Below are 23,204 nucleotides of genomic sequence, written 5' to 3'. Positions count from 1 at the left end.
GCTTCTCCGCGCCCACGAAGCGCGGCACCACCATGCGCAAGAACCTGCCGGTCACCCAAGCCGAAACCTCGCTCGCTCCGACCGATTACCTGATCTCCCGCACCGACCTCAAAGGGCGCATCGTCTTTGCCAACCCGGCGTTCGTACGCATCAGCGGCTACTCGCAGGAGGAACTCGTGGGCGCGCCGCACAATCTCGTGCGCCATCCCGACATGCCCGAAGCTGCCTTCGCCGATCTGTGGGCCACGCTGCAAGCGGGCCTGGCCTGGCGCGGCGTAGTCAAGAACCGCTGCAAGGATGGCGGCTTCTACTGGGTGCTCGCCAACGTCACGCCGGTGTTCCAGGACGGCGCCATCACCGGTTACACGTCGGTGCGCTCGATGGCCACGCCCGCGCAGATTGCGCGCGCGCAACGTGCCTACACGGCCATCAACGAGGGCGACACGTCGTACACCGTGCGTGCCGGCCGTATCCTGCGCACCGGCTTGCGGCGCGGCCTGAACCTGTTCCGGCGCGACAGCCTGCGCTTCCAGGTGATCGGGCTGCAGAGCCTGATTGCCATGGCCATCCTGATCGGCACGGTATGGGCGCACTTCGCGCTGGAGGCCGCCGACCTGCACGGCACACCGTGGCTGGTGTTCAGCCGTGATTGGCTGTGGCTCACCGGCGTGGGCTGCGCTGGGCTGGCAACGATCTCGGGTGTGCTGCTGGCGCGCACGCTCATCGGCCCGCTGGAAGAAGCGGCCATGCTGGCCACGCGCCTGGCCGCCGGAGACCTGACCACCACCGTGGAAGTGCGCACTGGCAATGAACTGGGCGAGGTGATGCGCGCCATGGGCACCATGCGCGCGAGCCTGTCGTCCATCGTGCGCGACATCCAGCATGGCGCCAGCAACGTCGCGCACAGCACGCTGCAGATTTCGGCGGGCAACCACGACCTCTCCGCCCGCACCGAGCAGCAGGCCGCCGCACTGGAGGAAACCGCCTCCAGCATGGAAGAGCTCACGTCGATGGTTGCGCAGAATGCCGAGCACGCCCGCGAAGCCAGCACTCTGGCCGAGCAGGCTTCCAACATCGCGGCCGACGGCGGCCAGGTCGTGCAGCGCGTCGTGCAGACCATGGATGCCATCCGCGCCGACAGCCAGCGCGTAACCGAGATCATCGCCACCATCGAGAGCATCGCCTTCCAGACCAATATCCTGGCGCTCAACGCCGCCGTGGAAGCCGCCCGCGCGGGCGAGGAAGGCCGCGGCTTTGCGGTGGTTGCCGGCGAGGTGCGCAGCCTGGCCCAGCGCAGCGCACAGGCTGCCGCGCAGAGCAAGGAGATCATCCGCGCGTCCGACCAATCCGTGCGCGACGGCGTGGAGCTGGTGCATACGGCCGGCGCCACGATGACGCAGATCGTGCAGTCGGTGCGGACCGTCACGCAGCTCATGTCGGAAATCTCGGCCAGCTCGCGCGAGCAGAGCAGCGGTATCGCGCAGATCAACGCATCGGTTTCGCAGCTCGATGGGGTCACGCAGCAGAACGCCACGCTGGTGGAAGAGGCGGCGGCAGCCACCTCGGTGCTGGCGCGCCAGTCGGAAGACCTGAAGCACGCGGTGGCGGTGTTCCGGGCGTGATCCTGCCCCGGCTGGTGCTTACGCTTACACCGTAAAGCGTGTATCGCGCTCCAGCAGCGCCACCACCGCATCGGGCAGCAACGGCCCGCTGAAGTAGTAGCCCTGCAACGCATCGCACTTGTGTGCGGTCAGGAAGGCGGCCTGCACCGCGTCTTCCACGCCTTCCGCGCACACCTTCACGCCCAGGTTGTGGGCCAGCACCACCACCGTCGAGCAGATGGCCGCGTCATCGGAGTCGCGGTCGATGTCCTTGACGAAGGCGCGGTCGATCTTGATGAGGTCGATCGGCAGGCGCTTCAGATACGCCAGGCTCGAATATCCCGTGCCGAAATCGTCGATGGCGATGCGCACGCCGAGCTGGCGGATGGCCGTGAGATCGTCAATGGTGCGCTCGGTGCCTTCCATCAGCATCGATTCGGTCACCTCCAGCTCCAGGAAGCCCGAACCCAGGCCGTACTGCCGCTGCAGCTTGAGCAGTGCCGGCAGCACGGTGCCGCGCTTGAACTGCAGCGGTGACACATTCACGGCAATCGTCAACTCATCACCCAGACCGCGTGCGTGCCATTCGGCGCGCTGGTGCGCGGCCTCGGCCAGCACCCAGTTACCGATCTCGACGATCAGCCCGCTCTCTTCGGCCACCGGAATGAACGCTGCCGGCGGCAGCAACCCGCGCGTCGGGTGAATCCACCGGATCAGCGCCTCCAGCCCGCACACGCGGCCGGTCTTGGTGTCGATCTGCGGCTGATACAGCAGGCGAAACTGGCCCTGCTCCAGGGCGGCCCGGATCTGATGCTCCAGGTTCAGCCGGTACGACACGCCGATATCCATCTCGGGCGCGAAGAACTCCAGCCGGTTGCGACCGTTCTGCTTGGCGAAGTACATCGCCATCTCGGCATGGCGGATGAGGGCATCGGCATCCGAACCGTGTGCCGGATATTCGGCCACGCCAATGCTGGCCGTCACGAACACCTCGTGTCCTTCCACGCGAATCGGCTCGGCAAACAGATCGAAACCGAAATCAACGCCATGCGAGCCCGCGTGCGAGATCACCAGCGCAAACACATCGCCGCCGAAGCGCGCCACGGTGTCGACCGTGTCGGCCGCATCGCGCAGGCGCTCGGCCACGCGACGCAGCACCTCGTCGCCCAGCAGGTGGCCCAGGCTGTCGTTGATGACCTTGAAGCGGTCGATGTTGACCAGCACCACGTAGAAGCGGCTGCGCTGGCGTGCGGCCATCTCGACCGACTGCTGCACGCGGTCGGCCAGCAGCGTGCGGTTGGGCAGGCCCGTGAGCGAATCGATGGTGGCGTGCTGCGCCAGACGCGCACGCGTCATCTCCTGCTCGGTCACATCGTCCTGGAGGCCGACGTAGTGCGTGACCGCGCCCTTGGCATCGCGCACCGGCGAGAGCAGGAAGTTGTTCAGGAACGGGTGGCCGTCCTTGCGGAAGTTGCGCAGCAGCACGCGGATCTCGCTGGCGTCGCGCAGGGCGGCACGCACTTCGTTCAAGGCCGGCTGCCCCGGCTCGGACGAATGCAGGAAGCGGCAGTTGCGGCCCAACACCTCTTCGGCGCGGTAGCCGGTCATGCGCTCGAAACCGGGGTTCACATAGACCAGCGGCATATCCGGCTGCTGCGCGTCGGCCACGGTGATGCCCGAGGGCACGGATTCGACCACGCGGCGCAGCAGGCGCAACTGCTCGTCGGAGTCGCGCCGCTCGGTGATGTCCTGCATGGTGCCGAAGAGCGCCACGACCTCGTCGCGCTCGTTGCGCTCGATGTTGCCGCGCGACAGCACCCAGCGGTGTTCGCCGTCGCGGCGGATCATCTCCAGCTCCAGCGAATACGGCTCGCCTTCAGTGACGGCGCGGCTGGCGGCCTCGCGCAGGCGGTTGTAGCTCTCGGCAGTGAAGAACTGGGCCTGCTGCGCGAAGGCGGGCGGCGCGCCCGGCGGCACGCCGGTCAGCACGTACATTCCCGAAGACCACGTGGTCGAATCGCGCAGCACGTCCCAGCGCCAACTGCCCAGTTGCGCGATCTGCTCAGCCACGCGCAGGTTGGCTTCGCTCGCGCGCAGTTCTTGCTCCATGGCCGAGCGCTGCGAAATATCGCTCACACCGCCGACCATGCGCACGGCACGGCCATCCTTGCCGCGATACAGGCTTGCGCGGATCTCCACCGTGCGCGTGGCGCGATTGGCGTCGATCACGCGGCACACATGGTGCCAGGTATCGCGGTCCGAATGCAGCACCGTGCGCAGTTCGTTGCCGAACGCCGGCACATCTTCCGGATGCACGAACTGGTGGAAGGTCAGCGTGCGCGAGGTGCCGCCACCCATGCCGTCACCATCACCTTCACCCCCGCCGGGGCCGAGCAGTGCATCGCTGCCGAGCAAGCGGTGCAGGCTGGCGTTGGCCCAGGATTCTCCCGTGGCGAGATCCCAGTCGAAGATCCAATCGTTGGTCGCGCGCGCCACGCGCTGGAAGCGCTCGGTCAGGCGGTGAACGGTCGCGTCGTGACGCTGAATGGCCGCACGCATCTCGTTGAACGTGCGCTCGAGCAGCGACAGCTCGTCGCGTGTGGCGCCCTGCTCGGCCACGCGTGCGGAGAAATCGCCCGCCGCGTAATGGCGCGCCGCGTCCACCAGCGCATCGACGCGCGGCAGCACCAGCCGTCGCATCGCCAGTTGGATCAGGGCCAGCAGCAGCACAACCATCAGCAGGATGGCGCCGCCGCCGGCCAGCGTGACATCGCGCTGCTGACGAATGATGTCGGTCGCCTCCACGCCGTGTACGATGCGCAGGCGTCCGGCAGCGGCGTGCGGCACCTCCATGGCGGCGTAGGCGCGGCGCACACCGTCGGCGTCGTCCACCAGCACGGGGGCGCCCGGTTGCTGACCGGCTGCGGTCACCAGCGGGCCGCGCACGATGGGCGGCACCTGGGCGGCCGTCATCGTGCCGTTGGCCGAGAGCACGTTGCCGGCCGAGTCCACCAGATAGACCGGCGCGCCCGCCAAACCGCCGGCCGCCGCCGAGATCAGAGCGGTCTGCCGTACGGCTGCGTAGGCCACTCCTCGGATGGAGCCGTCGGCGCCCAACATCGGCCGGGCCGATACGAGCACCGCTTGGTTGGAAGCACGCCCCGTTACGAAGGTCGACATGGCCGGCTGGCCGGTCGCCATGATCTCGTTGATGTAGTCGCGGTCCGACACATCGATGCCGAGCTTGGCGGCCTCCGGCGTGCACACCAGCTTGCGGTGCGCATCGATGATGCCGAGGTTGGCGAGTTCGCTCTGGTTATGGAAGACGCGGTTGACGAAGCGGCTGCATTCCTGCTGATCCATGCGCAGGGCCGAGTCATCGGCCACCAGCACGGAGAGCAGTTCGTCCGCATTGGACAGCACCATGCCGACGCGTGCAGCGGCGGCTTCGGTCTCGTGGGTCAGGTGCTGGGCGAGATGGTCGTTGAGCCGGTCACGGTAGAGCGCCACGCCGGCAATCGCCACGATGATGGCCGGCAAGGCGGCCACCGCAGCCAGTGCAAGTAAGCGGCCGCGCAGCGTGGTGGGAAAAAAAGCGTGCTTCGGCACTTGGTTGACCGGTAGAGCCTTGGTATGAGAGCGATTGCACGATGCGCGGCTCAGGAACCGTCCCCTGGCACACGAAGCAGTTGCAGCATCGTGCCGGACGGCTGACGCAGTGCGCAAGCATTTTGCTTGCAATTCCTATCGCACGCAACTTGTGGAAAGCGTGCACTGAACTGCTGCAATCGGACCGTGTTTCTTGACATTTCGGCTTCCCACAGGCCGAACTGGCTCTAAAATCCGGGCACATGTCGACCACGCCCCCGCTCTCCGTTCCACGCCGCCTGTTGTTCCGCCTGCTACCGGGCGTCGTGATTGCCGCGCTGGTGCCTCTTATAGGTCTGATCGCAGTGGCCGTCTCGACGGTCTACGACGACACGCGGCAGGAGATCGACAGCCGTCTGGAGCAGACGATGCTGCAGGCCGTGCACCCTATCGACGCGCGCCTGGCGGACATCATCGATCGTCTGTCCGCCGCAGCCGATGCCACAAGCATCCCCCGTACGCCGGCCGACGGCCAGGCCTGGATGGATGCCCACGCGGACCTGCGCGCCGCATTCGACAATGTGCTGGTGGTGAGCGCTGACGGCACCATCCTGGCCGACACGCCGCGGCTGCCAAACCGCCGTGGCGGCAACATGGCCACCCACCCCATCTTCAAGACCGTGCGCGACACGCAGCGGCTCTATCTGCCGGAGCCCTTTTTCGCGCCGGCCGGCAAGCGCCCGGTGGCCTCGTTTGCCATGCCGCTGCACAGCGACGACGGGCACTTCGCGGGGCTGGTGATCGGTTCGATCGAACTGTCCCGCAACCCCCTGTTCACCGATCTGGAAGCCGTGCGGATGGGGCGCACCGGGCGTCTGGTGATGGTGTCGGAAGGGGGCAGGTACATCGTCGCGCCGGACCGCTCGCGCCTGCTGCAACAGGCGCCCGACCTGGCCGCTGCTGCGGCTACGCCCGAGTCGGCACGCGCGCCCGCGCAAGGCTGGAGCCGGAGCACCGAATTCACCCCGCCCGGCCAGTCGCCCGTCATCGTCGGCTACCGCCGGCTGAACGCCGTGCCCTGGAGCGTGGGCGTCTGGTGGCCGGCACGGGAAGCCTATGCGGGCGCCGCACGCACAACGCGCACGCTCATCGCCGCCGGCCTCGCCTTCGGGGCGGTGTGCCTGCTGTTTGCGTGGTTCTGGATCGAGCGCGCGATCAGCCCGCTGGAGCGGCTGCGCCACGAGGTGGAAGCCGGCATGCCGATCCATCCGGTGGCGCCAGCCTCCGGACGCCCACCCTTGCATGATGCGCAGCCGCCCGGCCCGCTCACGCGCCTGGGCGAACTGGCCGATCCCGCAGCCGCCTCGTTCGACCCGACCACCGAGGTCGGGGCGCTGGCCGCCCTCATCGGCCGCCTCGCGCGGTATTGGGAGCAGGCGCGGGAAGCCAGCGAACAAGATGTCGCCTTCTTCCGCGGGCTGGCCGAGCAGGCGCCGGTGGGGCTGGCCTTTCTGGATCGCACGCTGGTGATGTCGTTTGCCAACGTGCGTTTCGAGCGTTTGCTGGGGGCCAGCGCGCAGGCGATCGGCCAGGCGCTGCAGGCCAAGAGCGGCGACGCTGTCTCGCCTGCGGCGCAGGCCGTGGCGACCACGCTCTCGCACCTGCCGCGTGCGCCGCTGGCATTGGCCGACCAGCCCGTCGTCATCGCCACGGGGCAAGGCGCCGGCACTGGTGCGGTGCTGCTGACAGCCCGGCCCATCGGCGGAGCGGGTGCGCCGTTGGCGGGTTGGATCGTCGCGGTGGTCGACAGCACGCGGGAGCAGCACGCCAAGGAAGCGCTTGAGCAAGAGGTGCGCGCTGCGCTGCTGGTGCTCGATGCCATTCAGGAACCGTTGCTCACGATCGACGGCGACGGCATCGTCACGCACGCGAGCCGTGCGATCGAAACGCTGGTCGGCATGCACCCCGCACGCGCGGTCGGCCAGTCGGTCAACCGCCTGCTGCATCTGCTTGAACATGACAGCGGCCGGCGCGTCATCCCCACGCAACTGCTGCGCTCGGGCGGCACGCTATCGGGCAGCCTGCGCCTGGAGCGCCCCGACGGACGGCGCCACGACGTGGAGCTCTCCTGGGGCCCGCTGCCGGGCACCTCGGGCAGCGGGGTGCTGGTGCTGCGCGATGTCTCGGCCACGCGCGAGACCGTACAGCGCATTGCCTGGGACGCCACGCACGATGTCCTGACCGGCCTGCTCAACCGACGCGGCTTCGACGCGACCTTGCGCGCACAATTCGAGGCGCATCGCAACAGCAACCCCGTCACGCGCGCGCCGATGGCGTTCATCATGATCGACCTGGACGGCTTCAAGGCCATCAACGACCGCTACGGCCATGCCGCAGGTGACGACGTGCTGCGCGGGGTGGCGGAGCGCATCGTACAAAACACGCGCACGCAGGACCATGTCGCCCGCCTGGGCGGCGATGAATTCGCCGTGATCCTGCCCAATTGCGACTTGCAGGCCGCGATCACGTTTGCCGACCGCATCCGCGCAGCGCTCACAAGGCAACCGGTGCTGGCGGCAGGTGCGCGGGCCGAGATCGCACTGTCACAGGGCGTGGTGGAATTGCGCGCCGACGATGCCGATACCGCCGCATTCCTCGCGCGCGCCGACGCTGCGTGCTACCGCGCCAAGGACGAAGGTCGCGGCGCCATCGCCAGCGATTGAATGGCCTACACTTGGCAGGCACCAATGAAAAAAGCCACCGGATAGCGGTACCCGGTGGCTTCAAGAATACGCTTTGAACGGGGAAGTTCAGCGCGTTTGAAGCATAGGCAATGATCCCCTCCCCCGCCAATACCCAGGATAGGGTAATTTGGGAAAAACCCTGCTCCGGCATCGGTTTTGCATGCGCCCCACCGCTTTTTGTGCGTTCGGCGCAACGCCCGCCCCCCTCGTCCGAAATATCCATCCCGGCGACCCCGTGCCGCAGCCCGTCATATAAGATGTTGCGATACAATGAAAACGATTCGCATTTACGTCGCTTTCACTGATTAACACGTCAACAATCACGCACGATGCGGCTTTCCGAGCTTTCCCGCCGGGCGACGGCGGTGGTGGATCACGTTGAAGATCGTGAGCCCGCCGATCCCATCAGCCAGCGCCTGCGCGAACTCGGGTTCGTGACGGGCGAAGTGGTGCGCGTAGTGGCCGTGGGCCCGTTCGGCGGCGATCCGCTGGTCGTGCAGGTCGGCTTTACGCGCTTTGCGCTGCGCCGTCAGGAGGCCGCCCGCGTGCGCCTGCGCGCCGAAGCGGCCACGCAACCCGCCACCACGACTGTCGCCGCCCCAGAGACGGCCCCGCCTGCGCAGGTGCGCGAGGCGGCGTAGCCCGTCGCCAACGGCCCCGGTTTCCGGCCCCCGTCTTTCACGGCCTTCATGCAGATGCAAGCCTCTCCCGCCTCCTCTTCCTCGCCCGCGTTGCGCGTCGCCCTGGTCGGCAACCCGAACTGTGGCAAGACCGCCTTGTTCAACCTGTTGACAGGCAGCCGCCAGAAGGTGGCCAATTACGCAGGCGTGACGGTCGAGCGCAAGGAAGGCCGCTTCACGGCACCGTCGGGCCGCCATGTACAGATTCTCGATCTGCCCGGCGCCTACAGCCTGGTCGCCACCAGCCCCGACGAAGCCATCACGCGCGACATCTGCCTGGGTACGTTCCGCGGCGAGCCGCGCCCCGACCTGCTGATCTGCGTGGTGGATGCCACCAACCTGCGGCTGCACCTGCGCTTCGTGCTGGAGTTGCAGCGGCTGGGCCTGCCGATGGTGCTGGCGCTCAATATGGTGGACGCAGCCGAGCGGCGCGGCATCCGCATCGATCGCTCCAAGCTGGAAGCCGCGCTGGGCGTGCCGGTGGTGCAGACCGTCGCCATCAAGCGCAATGGAGCGGCGGAGCTCGTCGCGCATATCGATCATGAGCAACTGCCGGCCGTGCCGGTGGGGCTGCCGGCCGACGCCGATCCGCACGTCGAGGTGAAACGCCTGCTCGACACCGCCGTCACCATGCCGCGCAGCACAGCCGAGCTGGATGACCGGCTCGACCGCATTGTGCTGCACCCGGTGATGGGCCTGATCCTGCTGGCCGTGCTGATGTTCTTCATGTTCCAGGCGGTGTTCTCGTGGGCGCAGCCACTCATGGAGGGCATTCAGAGCGTGGTGCAGGCCGTGGGCGTGTGGATCGGCGCCGTGATGCCCGATGGCATGCTCAAGAGCCTGATCGTCGACGGCATCATCGCCGGCGTGGGCAGCGTGCTGGTGTTCCTGCCGCAGATCCTGATCCTGTTCCTGTTCATCCTCTCGCTGGAGGAATCGGGCTACCTGCCACGCGCGGCCTTCCTGCTCGACCGGCTGATGGCGGGTGCGGGGCTGTCGGGCCGCTCGTTCATCCCGCTGCTCTCCAGCTTTGCCTGCGCGATTCCGGGCGTGATGGCCACGCGCACGATTCAGGACCCGCGTGACCGGCTGGTGACCATCCTTGTTGCGCCGCTCATGACGTGCTCGGCGCGGCTGCCGGTTTATGCGCTGCTGATCGGCGCGTTCATTCCGGTGCGGCAGGTGTGGGGCGTGTTCAACCTGCAGGGGCTGGTGCTGTTCGGGCTGTACATGGCGGGCATCGTGTCGGCGCTGGCGGTGGCCTACGTGCTCAAGTACCTCAAGCGCGACCGCAACGAGCACCCGCTCATCCTCGAACTGCCGTCGTACCGCCTGCCCAGCGTGCGCAACCTGATCGTCGGCCTGGTCGAGCGCGCCCGCATCTTCCTGCGCCGCATCGGCACGGTCATCCTCAAGATGATGGTGCTGCTGTGGTTCCTGTCGACCTTCCCGTCGCCGCCGGCGGGCGCCACCGGGCCGGCCATCGATTACAGCTTTGCCGGCTACATTGGCCGCGCGCTGGAAGTCGTGTTCGCGCCGATCGGCTTCAACTGGCAGATGTGCATCGCCCTGATTCCGGGTATGGCCGCGCGCGAAGTGGCCGTGGGCGCGCTGGCGACGGTATATTCGCTGTCGGCTACCCATGAAGATGCCGCCGCGCAACTGGCACCGGTCATCGCCCAGCAATGGCCGCTGGCCACCGCTTTAGCCTTCCTGGCGTGGTACGTGTACGCGCCGCAGTGCATTTCGACGCTGGCCACCATCCGTCGCGAGACCAACTCGTGGAAGGTGATGGCCTCCACCGCCGGGTACCTCTTCGCACTGGCCTACCTGGCCGCCTTCGCCACCTATCAGATCGCACGGGTGCTGACATGAGCGTGTACCACATTGTCGAAACCGGAGTCGTTGCCACGGTGGTGGCACTGAGCGCGCTGTCGATGACCGGCCGCTATGCGCCGGCCATGCGTGCGCGCACGATGGCGCGCATGGCGGGCTGGTGTGATCGTCCGTCGCGGCCGGGCTGGATGCGCGCTGTCGGGCAGCGGCTGCTCACGCCGGGCGAAGCGCCGTCGTGCCACTCCGATCCGCTCTCGGGCAGCGCGTGCGGCAGCGGTTGCAGCGGCTGCGCCTCGGGCGACTCATCCGCACCGGTCGAACAGCCGATCCGCTTCGTGCGCCGCAAGTAGCCACGAGCGACGCAGCGTCGCAACACCAGCGGGCCCGCATCGCGCGGGCCCGTTTTGTTTTTGCAGCCCCAAGCGTAGACTGACCCTCACCTGAACGGGGGACGCATCATGACCGAAGAACTGCTGGTTCAGTTGATTGCGGAAGTCGAGAAGGAAGACCCGGTAGATTTCGCCAACCTGCCCTTCGACGAGCAGATGTTGCGCGGCCTGGTCTGCAGGCTGGTCTCGCACCAGTTGACGCAGATGAAAGATGCGCACTTCAGCCAGGACGAAGTGATCGTCTCGCTGACGGCGAGCATCGCCAAGCTGGTGCTGGAAAACCTCGTGCTGAATGCGCGCCTGCTGGCGCAGCAGGGGCATAGCGAAAGCGCCCGCGAACTGCTTGAGCGCATCGCCCGCCAGGCAAAGGGCTGAATTACCGCGCCACGTTGTATTGCGTGCGCGCCCGCGTCAGCAGGCGCTTGGCAACCAACAGACCGCGGATGGCCGCGTCGTCGTCATCGGTCAGGACGTCGAACTCGGCGCTCCAGTTGCAGCCGGTGTGATCGGAGCGGTGAATGCACATGGCGCGCAGTTCGCACTGGGCACATTCGGGGTGCTGCTGGACACAGCGGGCCAGCAGGGTCTTGAGTTCATCCTCGGACTTCAGACGGCGTCGCATTGGCATCTCCTGGATAACACGGTCTGTTGGAACCCGTGGCACCGGATGAGTTTCGCCATAATCCCGCCGATGATGTTTCCAGGCGTTACGGGATCACATCAGTGTGAAGCGTGCCCTGTGGCCTCCGACACACCCGCGCTGGCCTGGCACGCCGGACACAGGCCATACAGCGCCAACGCGTGCTCGCGCAGCACGAAACCACGCTCGCTCGCCACACGCTCCTGCCGTGCTTCGATGGCATCGTCGTGAAACTCTTCCACGCGGCCACATGACAGGCAGATCAGGTGATCGTGGTGTGCACCCTCATTGATCTCGTACACCGCATGGCCGGCCTCGAATGTGTGACGCAACAGCACGCCGGCATCCACCAGTTGGTTGAGCACGCGATAAACCGTGGAGATGCCGATGTCGAGATCCGACGTCAGCAACTGGCGATAGACGTCTTCCGCGCTCAGGTGACGGCCGTGATCCGTACCGGTGGCGAGGATTTCCAGGATCTTGACGCGCGGCGACGTGGCTTTGAGCCCTGCCCGGCGCAGGTCGGTCGAATTCGGCATGGCGTTGGGGGTGTGAATCTGGGTGGTACTGGCGGGGCGGACAGCTGGCAAGAAACGACGTTGCAATCCCGTGGACGGTGTTTCTGGAAAAAAACGGCATGGCTGGCGGCCCGGGAAAGTCGCAGTCGGGAAAGCGGGGTCTGAGTGCTTTCCCGACTGTCGGGCGGCTGGCTACTGCCAAACGCTCTGTGTATCAGAGCGGTCCCCACAAAAGATCGGTTGCCGGGGGCGCCGGGCACAAAAAAAAAGCTGGCGCGCTCACAGCGGAATTCGGTTCGATGCGTTGCGCCTCGGGGCGACCTTGTGGGGCCGGCCCATCAGCAGCAGCGCTGTCGATGGACACACTATAAATGCGAATGATTCGTATTACAAGATGTTTTTGAATCCCTCTGAAAACCCTGCCTAAGAGGAAGGGCTGGCAGGATGGGCAACGCGCACCACATGGAGGCTCTGTTCATCGACGCAAGGCATCGTGGATCCGGTGTAGGCCGCCTGCTGGTGGAAGACGCACTCAGGCGCCACCCCAACTTGTCTAACGACGTGAACGAGCAAAACCGACAGGCCGTCGGCTTCGATGAAAGGATGGGCTTCGAGCGCTGCGGCCGATCAGCGCTGGATGGTCAAGGGCGTTCCTATCCGTTGATTCACCTTCGCTACCAGCAGCCCCCCCCTAGAACAGCGGCCCGCGAGAATTCACCCGAACGAACAAAAAAAAGCCGGACCCGCTCTCGCGCGGTCCGGCTGCGTCGTAAAGTTCTTGTTCAGGCTCAGGCCGCTTCGGCCAACGGTACCCGGATCAGGTGATCGAACGCCGACAGCGCAGCCTTCGCACCATCGCCGGTGGCAATGATGATCTGCTTGTAAGGCGTCGTGGTCGAATCGCCCGCCGCGAAAACGCCTTCCGCACTGGTTTGGCCACGTGCATCGACAACGATCTCGCCAAAGCGGTTGCGCTCCACCACGCCATCGAGCCATTCGGTGTTGGGCACCAGGCCGATCTGCACGAACACGCCTTCAAGCGCGACCTCATGCTGGGCACCGTTCGTGCGGTCCGTGTAGCGCAGGCCGTTGACGCGCTCACCGTTGCCGGTGATCTCGGTGGTCTGCGCGTTGGTGACAATGGTGGCGTTAGGCAGACTTTGCAGCTTGCGCACCAGCACGGCATCGGCGCGAAGCTGATCGCCGAATTCCAGCAGCGTAACGTGGCTCACCAGGCCAGCCAGGTCGATGGCCGCTTCCACGCCCGAGTTGCCGCCGCCGATCACGGCCACGCGCTTGCCCTTGAACAGCGGGCCGTCGCAGTGCGGGCAGTAGGCCACGCCCTTGTTCTTGTATTCCTGCTCGCCCGGCACGTTCACGTTGCGCCAGCGCGCGCCGGTCGACAGGATGATCGAGCGGCCCTTGAGCACCGCGCCGTTGGCCAGCGTCACTTTGGCAAAACCACCCGGCGCGGCGGCCGGCGTGAGCTTGACCGCGCGCTGCGAGTTCATGATGTCGACCTCGTACTGGCGCACGTGCTGCTCCAGCGCGGCGGCAAACTTCGGCCCTTCGGTCTCCTGCACGGAGACGAAGTTTTCAATCGCCATCGTATCCAGCACCTGGCCGCCAAAGCGCTCGGCCACCACACCGGTGCGCACGCCCTTGCGTGCCGCGTACACAGCGGCAGCGGCGCCGGCCGGGCCACCGCCGACGATCAGCACTTCGTACGGTGCCTTGGCCGCAAGCTTTTCGGCGTCACGCGTGGCAGCCCCAGTGTCGATCTTGGCGAGAATCTCTTCCACACCCATGCGGCCCGTGCCGAACGTTTCGCCGTTCAGGAACACGGTCGGCACGGCCATGATCTTGCGCGCCTCGATTTCGCCCTGGAACAACGCACCGTCAATGGCAACGTGCTGGATGCGCGGATTGATCACGGACATCACGTTCAGCGCCTGGACCACATCCGGGCAGTTCTGGCACGTGAGCGACATGTAGGTCTCGAAGCGGAAATCCCCTTCGATATTGCGAATCTGTTCGATAACGTCGGCATCGAGCTTGGGGGCATAGCCGCCCACTTGCAGCAACGCCAGCACCAGCGAGGTGAACTCGTGGCCCGTCGGGATGGCCGCAAAGCGCACGCTCACATCGGAGCCGGTGCGGCGGATCAGGAACGACGGCTTGCGTTCAGCGTCGTCGCGTTGTTCGGTCAGCACGATCATGTTGGACTGCTCGGCCACATCACGCAGCAGATCCATCATGTCGCGGGCGCCCTCGCTGTCATCGATCGAGGCGACCAGCTCAATGGGCTGCACGAGGCGTTCGAGGTAGGCTTTCAGTTGGGCCTTGACATCAGCATCCAGCATGACGACTTCCTTTATTCGTTGTGAGTCCGTAACCGGGCGCGACACATACCGCCGCCCTTAAGCAAACGGCCGGCAGTGCCGGCCGCCGCGGTCAAGCGGCAACGCCGCTTGGAACCTGTTCACGGTCCGTAGCGAGCGGCCCGAGGTTGGTTCGAGAAGCGCAGCCGTACATGGGTACGGCGAGCATCGCAGAGCCAAGATCGGGCCGCGCAGTAGGACCGTGGGCAGGTTCGCTTAAATCTTGCCGACCAGGTCCAGCGACGGCTTGATGGTCTTGGCGCCTTCGTTCCACTTGGCCGGGCACACGTTGCCCGGGTTGTTGGCGACGAACTGGGCAGCCTTGAGCTTGCGCAGCGTTTCCTTCACGTCACGGGCGATGGCGTTGTCGTGCACTTCCATCGTCTTGATCGTGCCTTGCGGGTCGATCACGAAGGTGCCGCGCAGGGCAAGACCTTCCTCAGGGATGTGGACGCCGAAGGCGTTGGTCAGCGCGTGGGTCGGGTCGCCCACCAGCGGGAACTGGGCCTTGCCCACCGCCGGCGAGGTTTCGTGCCACACCTTGTGCGAGAAGTGCGTGTCGGTCGTGACGACGTAGACCTCGGCGCCAGCCTTCTGGAACTCGGCATAGTTGTCAGCAGCGTCTTCGACTTCAGTCGGGCAATTGAAGGTGAAGGCGGCCGGCATGAAAATCAGCACGGACCACTTGCCCTTGAGCGACTCGTCGGTGACTTCAATGAACTTGCCGTTGTGAAAAGCTTGGGCCTTGAACGGTTGAACCTGAGTATTGATCAGCGACATAGTGGTTTGGTTGGTTACTGGGTTGACGACGGGAGTGATCGTATCGCGGCCCCGTCATATTGCACAAATTGATTGATACGATCGATTCGATTGCAAAATACTATTATACACAGATGCAGTGAAGGCTTCCGATGCGCACACGGCCAAATTTACAAATCGGCACGCAAGCTGCGCTCGGCGCACCCCGGGAACGGGCCGCCGCGCACGCCGCCGCCCGTGAAATTGGCGGGCTCTGCAGGCCGCGCGCAGGCCGCAGCCCTGCGGGCACGGCATTTGCACAGACAGTGAATTCGCCAACCCGCCGCTCGCCGACCGCTTCATGCCTTCAGGCCGAACGCACGTTTGCCGTCGGATGCCGCGCCGGCCCATGGAGGATCCGCTGTCATGACGCGCAACCCGACCGCGCTGCTGGTGGATGACCCGCTCTGGTACAAGGACGCCGTCATCTACCAGCTGCACGTCAAGTCGTTCTGCGATTCCAACAACGATGGCATCGGGGATTTCCCCGGCCTGATCTCCAAGCTCGATTACATCGCCGAACTGGGCGTCGATGTGATCTGGCTGCTGCCGTTCTACCCCTCGCCGCGCCGCGACGACGGTTATGACATCGCCGAGTACCGCGGGGTTCATCCCGACTACGGCACCATGGCCGACGTGCGCCGCTTCATTGCCGAGGCGCATGCGCGCGGCCTGCGCGTCATCACCGAACTCGTCATCAATCACACGTCGGATCAGCACCCGTGGTTCCAGCGCGCGCGGCGAGCCAAGCCGGGCTCGGCGCTGCGCGACTTCTACGTATGGTCCGATCACGACAAGAAGTATGCCGGCACGCGCATCATCTTCATCGACACCGAGCCCTCCAACTGGACGTGGGATGCGGTGGCAAACGCCTATTACTGGCACCGTTTCTACTCCCACCAGCCCGATCTCAACTTCGACAACCCGCGCGTGCTCAAGGCCGTGATCGGGGTGATGAAGTTCTGGCTCAACCTGGGCGTGGATGGCCTGCGCCTGGATGCCGTGCCCTACCTGGTGGAGCGCGAAGGTACGTCCAACGAGAACCTGCCCGAGACGCACGACGTGCTGCGCCGCCTGCGCGCGGCGATGGATGCGGAGTTCAAGCACCGCCTGCTGCTGGCAGAAGCCAACCAGTGGCCAGAAGACACGCAGGAATACTTCGGCGCCGGCGACGAATGCCACATGGCCTTCCACTTCCCGCTGATGCCGCGCATGTACATGGCGATTGCACGTGAAGACCGCTTCCCGATCACCGACATCATGCGGCAGACGCCGGAGGTGCCCAGCACCTGCCAATGGGCCATCTTCCTGCGCAACCACGACGAACTGACGCTGGAGATGGTGACCGACGCCGAGCGCGACTACCTGTGGGAGGTCTACGCCAGCGACCGCCGCGCGCGCCTGAACCTCGGTATCCGCCGCCGCCTGGCGCCGCTGCTGGAGCGCGACCGCCGGCGGGTTGAACTGATGAACAGCCTGCTGTTCTCGATGCCCGGCACGCCCGTCATGTATTACGGCGACGAGATCGGCATGGGCGACAACATCCACCTGGGCGATCGCGACGGCGTGCGCACGCCCATGCAGTGGTCGCCCGACCGCAACGGCGGCTTCTCGCGTGCCGACCCGGAACAGCTCGTGCTGCCGGCCATCATGGGCTCGCTGTACGGCTATGAGTCGGTGAACGTGGAAGCGCAGAGCCGCGACGCGCATTCATTGCTGAACTGGACGCGACGCATGCTGGCCACGCGCCGCCGTCACCGCGTGTTCGGGCGCGGCTCGATCCACTTCCTGCAGCCGTCCAACCGCAAGGTGCTGGCCTACGTGCGTGTGTTGGAAGATGAGCCGCCCATGCTGTGCGTGGCGAACCTGTCCCGCGCGTCGCAGGCCGTGGAACTGGATCTGTCGAACTATGCGCAACGGGTGCCGATCGAGCTGATCGGCGGCACGGCGTTTCCGCCCGTTGGGCAACTCCCCTACCTGCTGACGCTTCAGCCGTATGCCTTCTTCTGGCTGGAACTGCGCGAGAACGAGCCCGGCCCGAACTGGGCGCAGCCGGCGGCCGAGCAGTTGCCCGAGTTCACCACGCTGGTCCTGCGCGCCGGACTCGACACACTGGCCGATATGCGCCAGCGCGAAGCGCACCGGCAGGTGGTCGAACGTGAAATCCTGCCCACCTACCTGCCCATGCGCCGCTGGTTTGGCGACCACGAGAGCGTGCTTCGCAGTGCACGCTTTGCCTGGGGCGCGTCGGTGCCAGTGGATGCCTCGTCCACCAACCGGCCGTTGGCGGGCGCAACACGGCCGGAGATGTTCCTCAACGAAGTCGTCGTCACGCTGGGCGACGCAAACGGCGTCGAACGCATCGCGCGCTACCTGCTGCCGCTGTCGATTGCGTGGGAATCCGCCACGCTGCCCGCGCTGCCGGTGCAACTGGCGCTCGCTCGCGTGCGTCGTGGCCGCCATGTCGGCTACCTGACCGATGCCTTCGCCACCGAAACCTTCGCCCGCGCGCTGCTCGCCAACCTCGTGCGCGGTGCAACGCTGGATGCCAGCGACGGCTCGGTGCACTTCGTGCCTGAGCCGGGCATCGATGCGGAACCCTCCGCCATGCCGCTGGCGCCGGATGCCCCGATCCGGTGGCAGGCGGCGGAGCAGTCGTACAGCTCACTGGTGATTGGCGATGCTGTCATCGTCAAGCTGATCCGCCACGTGTCGGCGGGCACGCACCCCGAAGCGGAGATGACGCGCTACCTGACCCGCGCCGGTTACGCCAATACTGCTGCGCTGATCGGCGAGATCACCCACGCAGGCCCTGTTGGCGAGCCCGCCACGCTGGTCGTCCTGCAACGCTACGTGCCCAACCAGGGCGATGCCTGGACCTGGGCGCTCGACTACCTGCGCCGCACCATCGACGAACTGGCCGTGCAGAGCGAAGCCATCGCGTCAGGCGATGGCGAGGTCGCTCCGATGGCCGCATCTGAAGCGCGCACCGATATCAACGAGGCACTGGCCGACTATCTGGCGCAGATTGGCGCCATCGGCACGCGGCTGGGCGAACTGCACGCCGTGCTGGCGCAGCCGACACAAAACCCGCACTTCGGCACGCGAGCGGCCGACGAGGCCGACGTGCGCAACTGGACGGCACGCGTAGGCGAGCAGGTCACGCAGGCGCTCGACCATGTGGAAACCTGGCAGGACGCGCACGCCTCTCACGCGCCAGCCGAATGGCTGCTGTCACAACGCGATGCCTTGCCTGCGGCGATCCGGGCATCGGCACAGGCCGGGCTTGGCACAGTCCTGTCGCGCCTGCATGGCGACTTCCACCTCGGCGAGGTGCTGGTTTCGCAGGGCGATGCGTTCCTGATCGACTTTGGTGGAGACCCCGCATTGCCGGTGGAAGTGCGTCGCCGCAAGGACAGCCCGCTGCGCGATGTGGCGAGCCTCCTGCACTCGCTGGACAACGTGATCGAGGCCATGCGGCAGGCTCCGGAGCACGTAACGGGGCCAGCGCAGGAGCGTCGCGACCAGTTGCTCGAACGCTTCCGCACCGCTGCGGCCGGGCGTTTCCTGCAAGCCTATGTGGCGGCCAGAGGGGAAGCCGGCGGCGCCCCCATCAACCCGGCCTTGCTCGATCTCTTCCTGCTGGAAGACGCAGCCCACCACCTCGATGCGGAGACGACCGGCCGGCCGGCGTGGCTGCCGGTTCCGCTGGCCGGGCTCGTGCGCGCGGCACGGCGCCTGCTTGGCTTGGAAAGCGAACCCGCCGAAAACCCGTTCACGCCCATCGGCGACAACCCAGAACCCACGCCATGACCGCAGCCGCTCCCGCATCACACGTCGCACCTCCCACGCAGTTCACGCACGACCTGCCGTTCGGCGCTACGTGCCTCGGCCCGGATCGCACGCGCTTCCGCCTGTGGGCGCCGGATGCCGTGGAGGTGCGGATCGAGATCGACGCCGACCACAACGGCAGCGCCGTACGCATGGATGCCGAGCCCGACGGCTGGTACAGCGCCATTGCGCCAGCGAGCGCCGGCGTCTGCTATCGGTACAGCATCACCGACCGCGATGGCTTGACGGTGAGCGTGCCCGATCCGGCCGCGCGCGCCCAGTGGCAAGACATCTACGGCCCCAGCGTGGTGGTCGATCCCACGCGCTACCGATGGCGACACCCCGGCTGGCAAGGCCGGCCGTGGCATGAGACCGTGCTGTATGAACTGCACGTCGGCGCACTGGGCGGATTCAATGGCGTGCGCGCCCGGCTGCCCGAGCTGGCGCGCTTAGGCATCACCGCCGTTGAGCTGATGCCGCTGGCGGAGTTTCCCGGCGCACGCAACTGGGGCTACGACGGCGTGCTGCCCTTCGCGCCGGACGCCAGCTACGGCACGCCCGACGAACTCAAGGCGTTGATCGACACCGCGCACGGGCTCGGGCTGATGGTGTTCCTCGATGTGGTCTACAACCACTTCGGCCCCGACGGCAATCACCTTGCCCGTTACGCGCGCCGCTTCTTCCACGAAGGTGCGCACACGCCGTGGGGCGCCGCCTTCGATTTCCGCCAGCCGACCGTGCGCGAGTTCTTCATCCAGAATGCCCTGATGTGGCTGATGGAGTATCGCTTCGACGGCCTGCGCCTGGATGCCGTGCAGGCGATTGGCGAACGCGACTGGCTGGTCGAACTAGCCACGCGCGTGCAGATGGCTGTCGAGCCGGGGCGGCATGTGCACCTCGTGCTGGAAAACGAGAACAACGCGGCTTCACTGCTGCGCGGGGCCACGGTGCCCGGCGCTGTGTCCGACAAATCGTCCGCGGGAGCATTCGAAGCCCAATGGAACGACGACGGCCACCACGCGTTGCATGTGCTGCTCACAGGCGAGCGTGAAGCCTATTACGCCGCCTACGCCGACGCGCCCGCCAAGCGTCTGGCGCGCGTACTTCAAGACGGCTTCTGCTACCAGGGCGAGCCCTCCGCGCTGCACAACGGCGCCCCACGCGGCGAGCCCAGCGGCGCCCTGCCGCCCACCGCCTTCGTGCTCTATCTGCAGAACCACGACCAAGTCGGCAACCGCGCGCTCGGCGAGCGGCTCACGCGGCTCGCACACCCGGAGGCGCTGCATGCGGCGCAGGCCCTGCTGCTGTTGTGCCCGCAGATTCCACTGCTGTTCATGGGTGAGGAGTGGGGCAGCCTGCGCCCGTTCTACTACTTCACCAGCCACCACGGCGTGCTGGCCGATGCGGTGCGCGAAGGCCGGCGGCGTGATTTCGGCAAATTCGTGGCGTTCTCCGATCCGTTCAAGCGCGAACGCATTCCCGACCCAAACGACGAGCGCACCTATCTGGCGTCCTGGCCGGGCGAAGCCGAACTCACCAACCCCGAGCACCTCGATTGGCTCAACCGCACGCACCGGCTGCTGGCGCTGCGCCACGCGCAAATCGTGCCGCGGCTGGTGGGCACGCGCGCGCTGGATGCCGTTCCGCTCGGCACAACGGGGGCGCTCGCACGCTGGCGGCTGAGTGACGGCAGCGTGCTGACGCTCGGAGTCAACCTCGGGCAGCAGCCGGTGGCGCTGCCGACCGCGCTGGCCGGCAACCCGGCCGACCTGCTGTACGAATCGCGCGACGGCGCCGCCGCCATGCTGGCCACGCACCAAGTACCTGCGCGCGCCTGTGTCGCCCTGCTGTCGCCATCGCCCTCCGCCTGAGTGCCCAACATGAACGCCACGCCCGACAACGCATTGCACCAGCTTGCACAACAGGCCGGCCTGCAAGTCGACTGGGAAGACGCTGCCGGCCGCGCCATGCGCGTAAGCGACGAAGTCCTGCGCACGGTGCTGGGCTGCCTGGGCCTGCCCGCCGGCACCGCCACCGAAGTCGCGGACAGCCGCGCACGCCTGCAGGCTGAAGCCAACACCCTGACGGTGCCTGCACTGGCCACCGGCGTGGTCGGCCAGCCGATCCTGCTGGAGACTGCCCCGCGTCAGCTGCCGACGCTGGCGGGCCGCCCCTACCGCATCGACTACGAAGACGGCGGCAGCGCCGAAGGCATCGTCCGCGCAAGCGCCGGCGGCAAGCACACGACGCTGCTGCTGGCGCCTGTACCAACCGCCGGCTATCACCGGTTGCGCATCGATACCGGCGCCGACAGCGACATCGAATGCATGCTCGCCATCGCCCCCCCGCGCTGCTATGCCGTGGCCGACGCGTTGCATGCGCAAGGGCGGGCGCAGGACGCCCGCCTATGGGGCAGTTCGGCTCAGTTGTATGGCCTGCGGGCAAGCGGCGAGTTGCCTGCGCTGTCGGCCGGGCTGGGCAGCTACACGGGGGCCGGCGACCTCGCCCGCAGCCTGGCGCAACGCGGCGCCGATGCGCTGGCACTGAGCCCGGTGCATGCCATGTTCAGCGCCGATCCGCACCGCTATTCGCCCTATTCGCCATCAAGCCGGCTGTTTCTCAATGCAACGATGATCGACCCCGCTGCGCTGTTCGGCATGCAGGCCGTGCGGCAAGCGGTGGCGGACTGCGGACTGGCCGACGATTACGCCCGGCTGGAAGCGGAGAACCTGATCGACTGGTCGGCCAGCGCCACGGCCCGGTTGACCGTGCTGCGCGCGCTGCATCGGCAGATGCAGCAGCAGGTTGCCGCCGGCGACGGTGCCGCTGGCCGCCTGCATGATGCCTTTGAAGCCTTCCGCGCCGCACACGGCCAGCGCCTGCTGGACCACGCGCGCTTCGAAGCGCTCGATGCCCACATACGCGAACATCAGCCGCAAACCTGGCACTGGAAGCACTGGCCCACGGGGTATCAATCGCCATCACAACTGGCGGTGCGCGCCTTTGCCCGCGACCATCCGGATGCCGTCAACTTTCACCTGTTTCTACAATGGGCCGCAGCCCGCCAACTGGACAACGCGCAGCGCAGCGCCGAAGACGCCGGCATGGCCATCGGCCTGATCGCCGATCTGGCCATCGGCACCGACAGCGCGGGCAGCCACGTTTGGAGCCGGCAGCAGGAAGTGCTGATGGGCGTGACGGTAGGCGCACCGCCCGATGTGTTCAACACGCAGGGGCAGAACTGGGGCCTCACCACCTTCAGCCCGCGCGCCATGCGCTTGCACGGCTTTGCAGCCTTCATCGAAATGCTGCGCGCGATCATGGCCACACCTGGTGGCGTGCGCATCGACCACGTGCTGGGGCTGATGCGGCTGTGGGTGATTCCTGAAGGCGCGCGCGCCCTGGACGGTGTGTACCTGCGCTACCCGCTGCAGGACCTGCTGCGGCTGATTGCGCTGGAGTCGTGGCGCAACCGTTGCGTGGTTATCGGCGAAGACCTGGGCACCGTGCAGGGCGGACTGCGCGAACACCTCGCGGGCAACGGGCTGCTGGGCATGCGCATCCTCTGGTTCGAGCGTGATGAGCGTCTGCCCGGCCAGCCGTTCCGCCAGCCGCAAACCTGGGCGCGCACCTCCGTCGCCATGACCAGCACGCACGATCTGCCCACGCTGGCAAGCTGGTGGACCGGCAACGATCTGCGCTGGCATGGCAAGCTCGGTCTGCTGCCGGCCAGCATGAACGAAGCGCAGGCCCACACGCAGCGCATGGCGGATCGGCGTGCGCTGGTGGAAGCCTTCGAGCACCATAACAAGGCGGTCGAGCAATCCGGGGCGGCACCCTTGCGCATCACCACATTGCAGGCAGCGCTGGAGCAAGCCGGCGTGGCAATCTCCACAGAAACGACTGCCCTCCTCGCCGCCACCGCCGACGACTTCGCCACCGCCGCTGTCGCCTATACCGCCGCCGCAGCCGTGCCGCTCGCCATCGTGCCGATGGAAGACCTGCTCGGCCTGCAAGAGCAGCCGAACCTGCCCAGCACCATCCACACACACCCCAATTGGCGCCGGCGCCTTCCTGGCCCCGCCGATACTGTGCTGAACGACCCAACCACGCAGGCCCGCCTGAAGGTGTTAGCGGACGCGCGTGCCGCCGCCGCGTAGCCCTATCCGCGCGGGTTAACACCGACTGCGCCCTCAGA

14 protein-coding genes and 1 pseudogene are annotated in these 23,204 nt (G+C 66.7%); 10 read left to right on the top strand and 5 right to left on the bottom strand.

The genetic code is table 11. The features are described 5' to 3' along the window. The first annotated feature begins 32 nt into the window (after positions 1-32). Positions 33-1,622, top strand: coding sequence for a methyl-accepting chemotaxis protein (locus B4F51_RS22440; RefSeq protein ID WP_296228955.1), 1,590 nt, complete (start codon positions 33-35; stop codon positions 1,620-1,622). 24 nt (positions 1,623-1,646) lie between these two features. On the opposite strand, the gene B4F51_RS22435 is transcribed toward B4F51_RS22440, so the two are convergent. Continuing rightward, positions 1,647-5,210, bottom strand: a complete 3,564-nt coding sequence (locus tag B4F51_RS22435; protein WP_296228954.1) for an EAL domain-containing protein — start codon at positions 5,208-5,210, stop codon at positions 1,647-1,649. A 242-nt stretch (positions 5,211-5,452) separates the two neighbouring features. Here B4F51_RS22435 and B4F51_RS22430 point away from each other — a divergent pair, with 242 nt between their 5' ends. From B4F51_RS22430 to B4F51_RS22410, 5 genes are all read left to right on the top strand, one after another. Further along, entirely contained in the window at positions 5,453-7,912 is a 2,460-nt protein-coding gene (locus B4F51_RS22430) for a sensor domain-containing diguanylate cyclase (RefSeq protein WP_296228953.1), read from the top strand. Between the two features lie 350 nt (positions 7,913-8,262). After that, complete coding sequence (locus tag B4F51_RS22425) at positions 8,263-8,574, top strand: FeoA family protein (RefSeq protein WP_296228952.1); 312 nt, start codon at positions 8,263-8,265, stop codon at positions 8,572-8,574. Positions 8,575-8,622: 48 nt separating this feature from the next. Continuing rightward, a complete protein-coding gene (feoB, locus tag B4F51_RS22420; RefSeq protein WP_296228951.1) occupies positions 8,623-10,488 on the top strand; it encodes a ferrous iron transport protein B in 1,866 nt (621 codons plus the stop codon). Then, on the top strand, positions 10,485-10,799 hold the full coding sequence (locus tag B4F51_RS22415; protein WP_296228950.1) for a DUF6587 family protein: 315 nt from the start codon (positions 10,485-10,487) through the stop codon (positions 10,797-10,799). Before feoB ends, B4F51_RS22415 begins: the two co-directional genes overlap by 4 nt. Positions 10,800-10,907: 108 nt before the next feature. Beyond that, complete coding sequence (locus tag B4F51_RS22410; RefSeq protein WP_296228949.1) at positions 10,908-11,213, top strand: hypothetical protein; 306 nt, start codon at positions 10,908-10,910, stop codon at positions 11,211-11,213. A 1-nt stretch (position 11,214) separates the two neighbouring features. On the opposite strand, the gene B4F51_RS22405 is transcribed toward B4F51_RS22410, so the two are convergent. Together B4F51_RS22405 and fur are read right to left on the bottom strand one after the other, a co-directional pair. After that, positions 11,215-11,460 (bottom strand): hypothetical protein, encoded by a 246-nt coding sequence (locus B4F51_RS22405; RefSeq protein WP_296228948.1) that lies wholly within the window; start codon positions 11,458-11,460, stop codon positions 11,215-11,217. A 98-nt stretch (positions 11,461-11,558) separates the two neighbouring features. Next, positions 11,559-12,017, bottom strand: a complete 459-nt coding sequence (fur, locus tag B4F51_RS22400) for a ferric iron uptake transcriptional regulator (RefSeq protein ID WP_296228947.1) — start codon at positions 12,015-12,017, stop codon at positions 11,559-11,561. 423 nt (positions 12,018-12,440) lie between these two features. Between fur and B4F51_RS22395 the strand changes: the two are divergent. Continuing rightward, positions 12,441-12,677, top strand: a pseudogene (locus B4F51_RS22395) (GNAT family N-acetyltransferase); the annotation flags it as partial. 107 nt (positions 12,678-12,784) lie between these two features. On the opposite strand, the gene ahpF reads toward B4F51_RS22395, so the two are convergent. Beyond that, positions 12,785-14,359, bottom strand: coding sequence for an alkyl hydroperoxide reductase subunit F (gene ahpF / locus B4F51_RS22390; protein ID WP_296228946.1), 1,575 nt, complete (start codon positions 14,357-14,359; stop codon positions 12,785-12,787). A 234-nt stretch (positions 14,360-14,593) separates the two neighbouring features. Beyond that, the gene (gene ahpC / locus B4F51_RS22385; RefSeq protein WP_296228945.1) at positions 14,594-15,157 is read right to left on the bottom strand and encodes an alkyl hydroperoxide reductase subunit C; all 564 of its coding nucleotides are present in this window, start codon (positions 15,155-15,157) and stop codon (positions 14,594-14,596) included. Between the two features lie 384 nt (positions 15,158-15,541). Here ahpC and treS point away from each other — a divergent pair, with 384 nt between their 5' ends. The 3 genes from treS to malQ are packed head-to-tail and all read left to right on the top strand — an operon-like array spanning position 15,542 to position 23,166. Beyond that, positions 15,542-18,988, top strand: a complete 3,447-nt coding sequence (gene treS / locus B4F51_RS22380) for a maltose alpha-D-glucosyltransferase (protein ID WP_296228944.1) — start codon at positions 15,542-15,544, stop codon at positions 18,986-18,988. Next, positions 18,985-20,877, top strand: a complete 1,893-nt coding sequence (gene treZ / locus B4F51_RS22375) for a malto-oligosyltrehalose trehalohydrolase (protein WP_296228943.1) — start codon at positions 18,985-18,987, stop codon at positions 20,875-20,877. The genes treS and treZ overlap by 4 nt, the downstream gene beginning before the upstream one ends. Positions 20,878-20,886: 9 nt before the next feature. Next, positions 20,887-23,166, top strand: coding sequence for a 4-alpha-glucanotransferase (gene malQ / locus B4F51_RS22370; protein ID WP_296228942.1), 2,280 nt, complete (start codon positions 20,887-20,889; stop codon positions 23,164-23,166). Positions 23,167-23,204 lie beyond the last annotated feature (38 nt).

The sequence above is a fragment of the Ralstonia sp. UBA689 genome, from assembly GCF_002298975.1.
Classification (GTDB): domain Bacteria; phylum Pseudomonadota; class Gammaproteobacteria; order Burkholderiales; family Burkholderiaceae; genus Ralstonia.
This window is presented reverse-complemented; position numbering and strand designations above follow the sequence as displayed.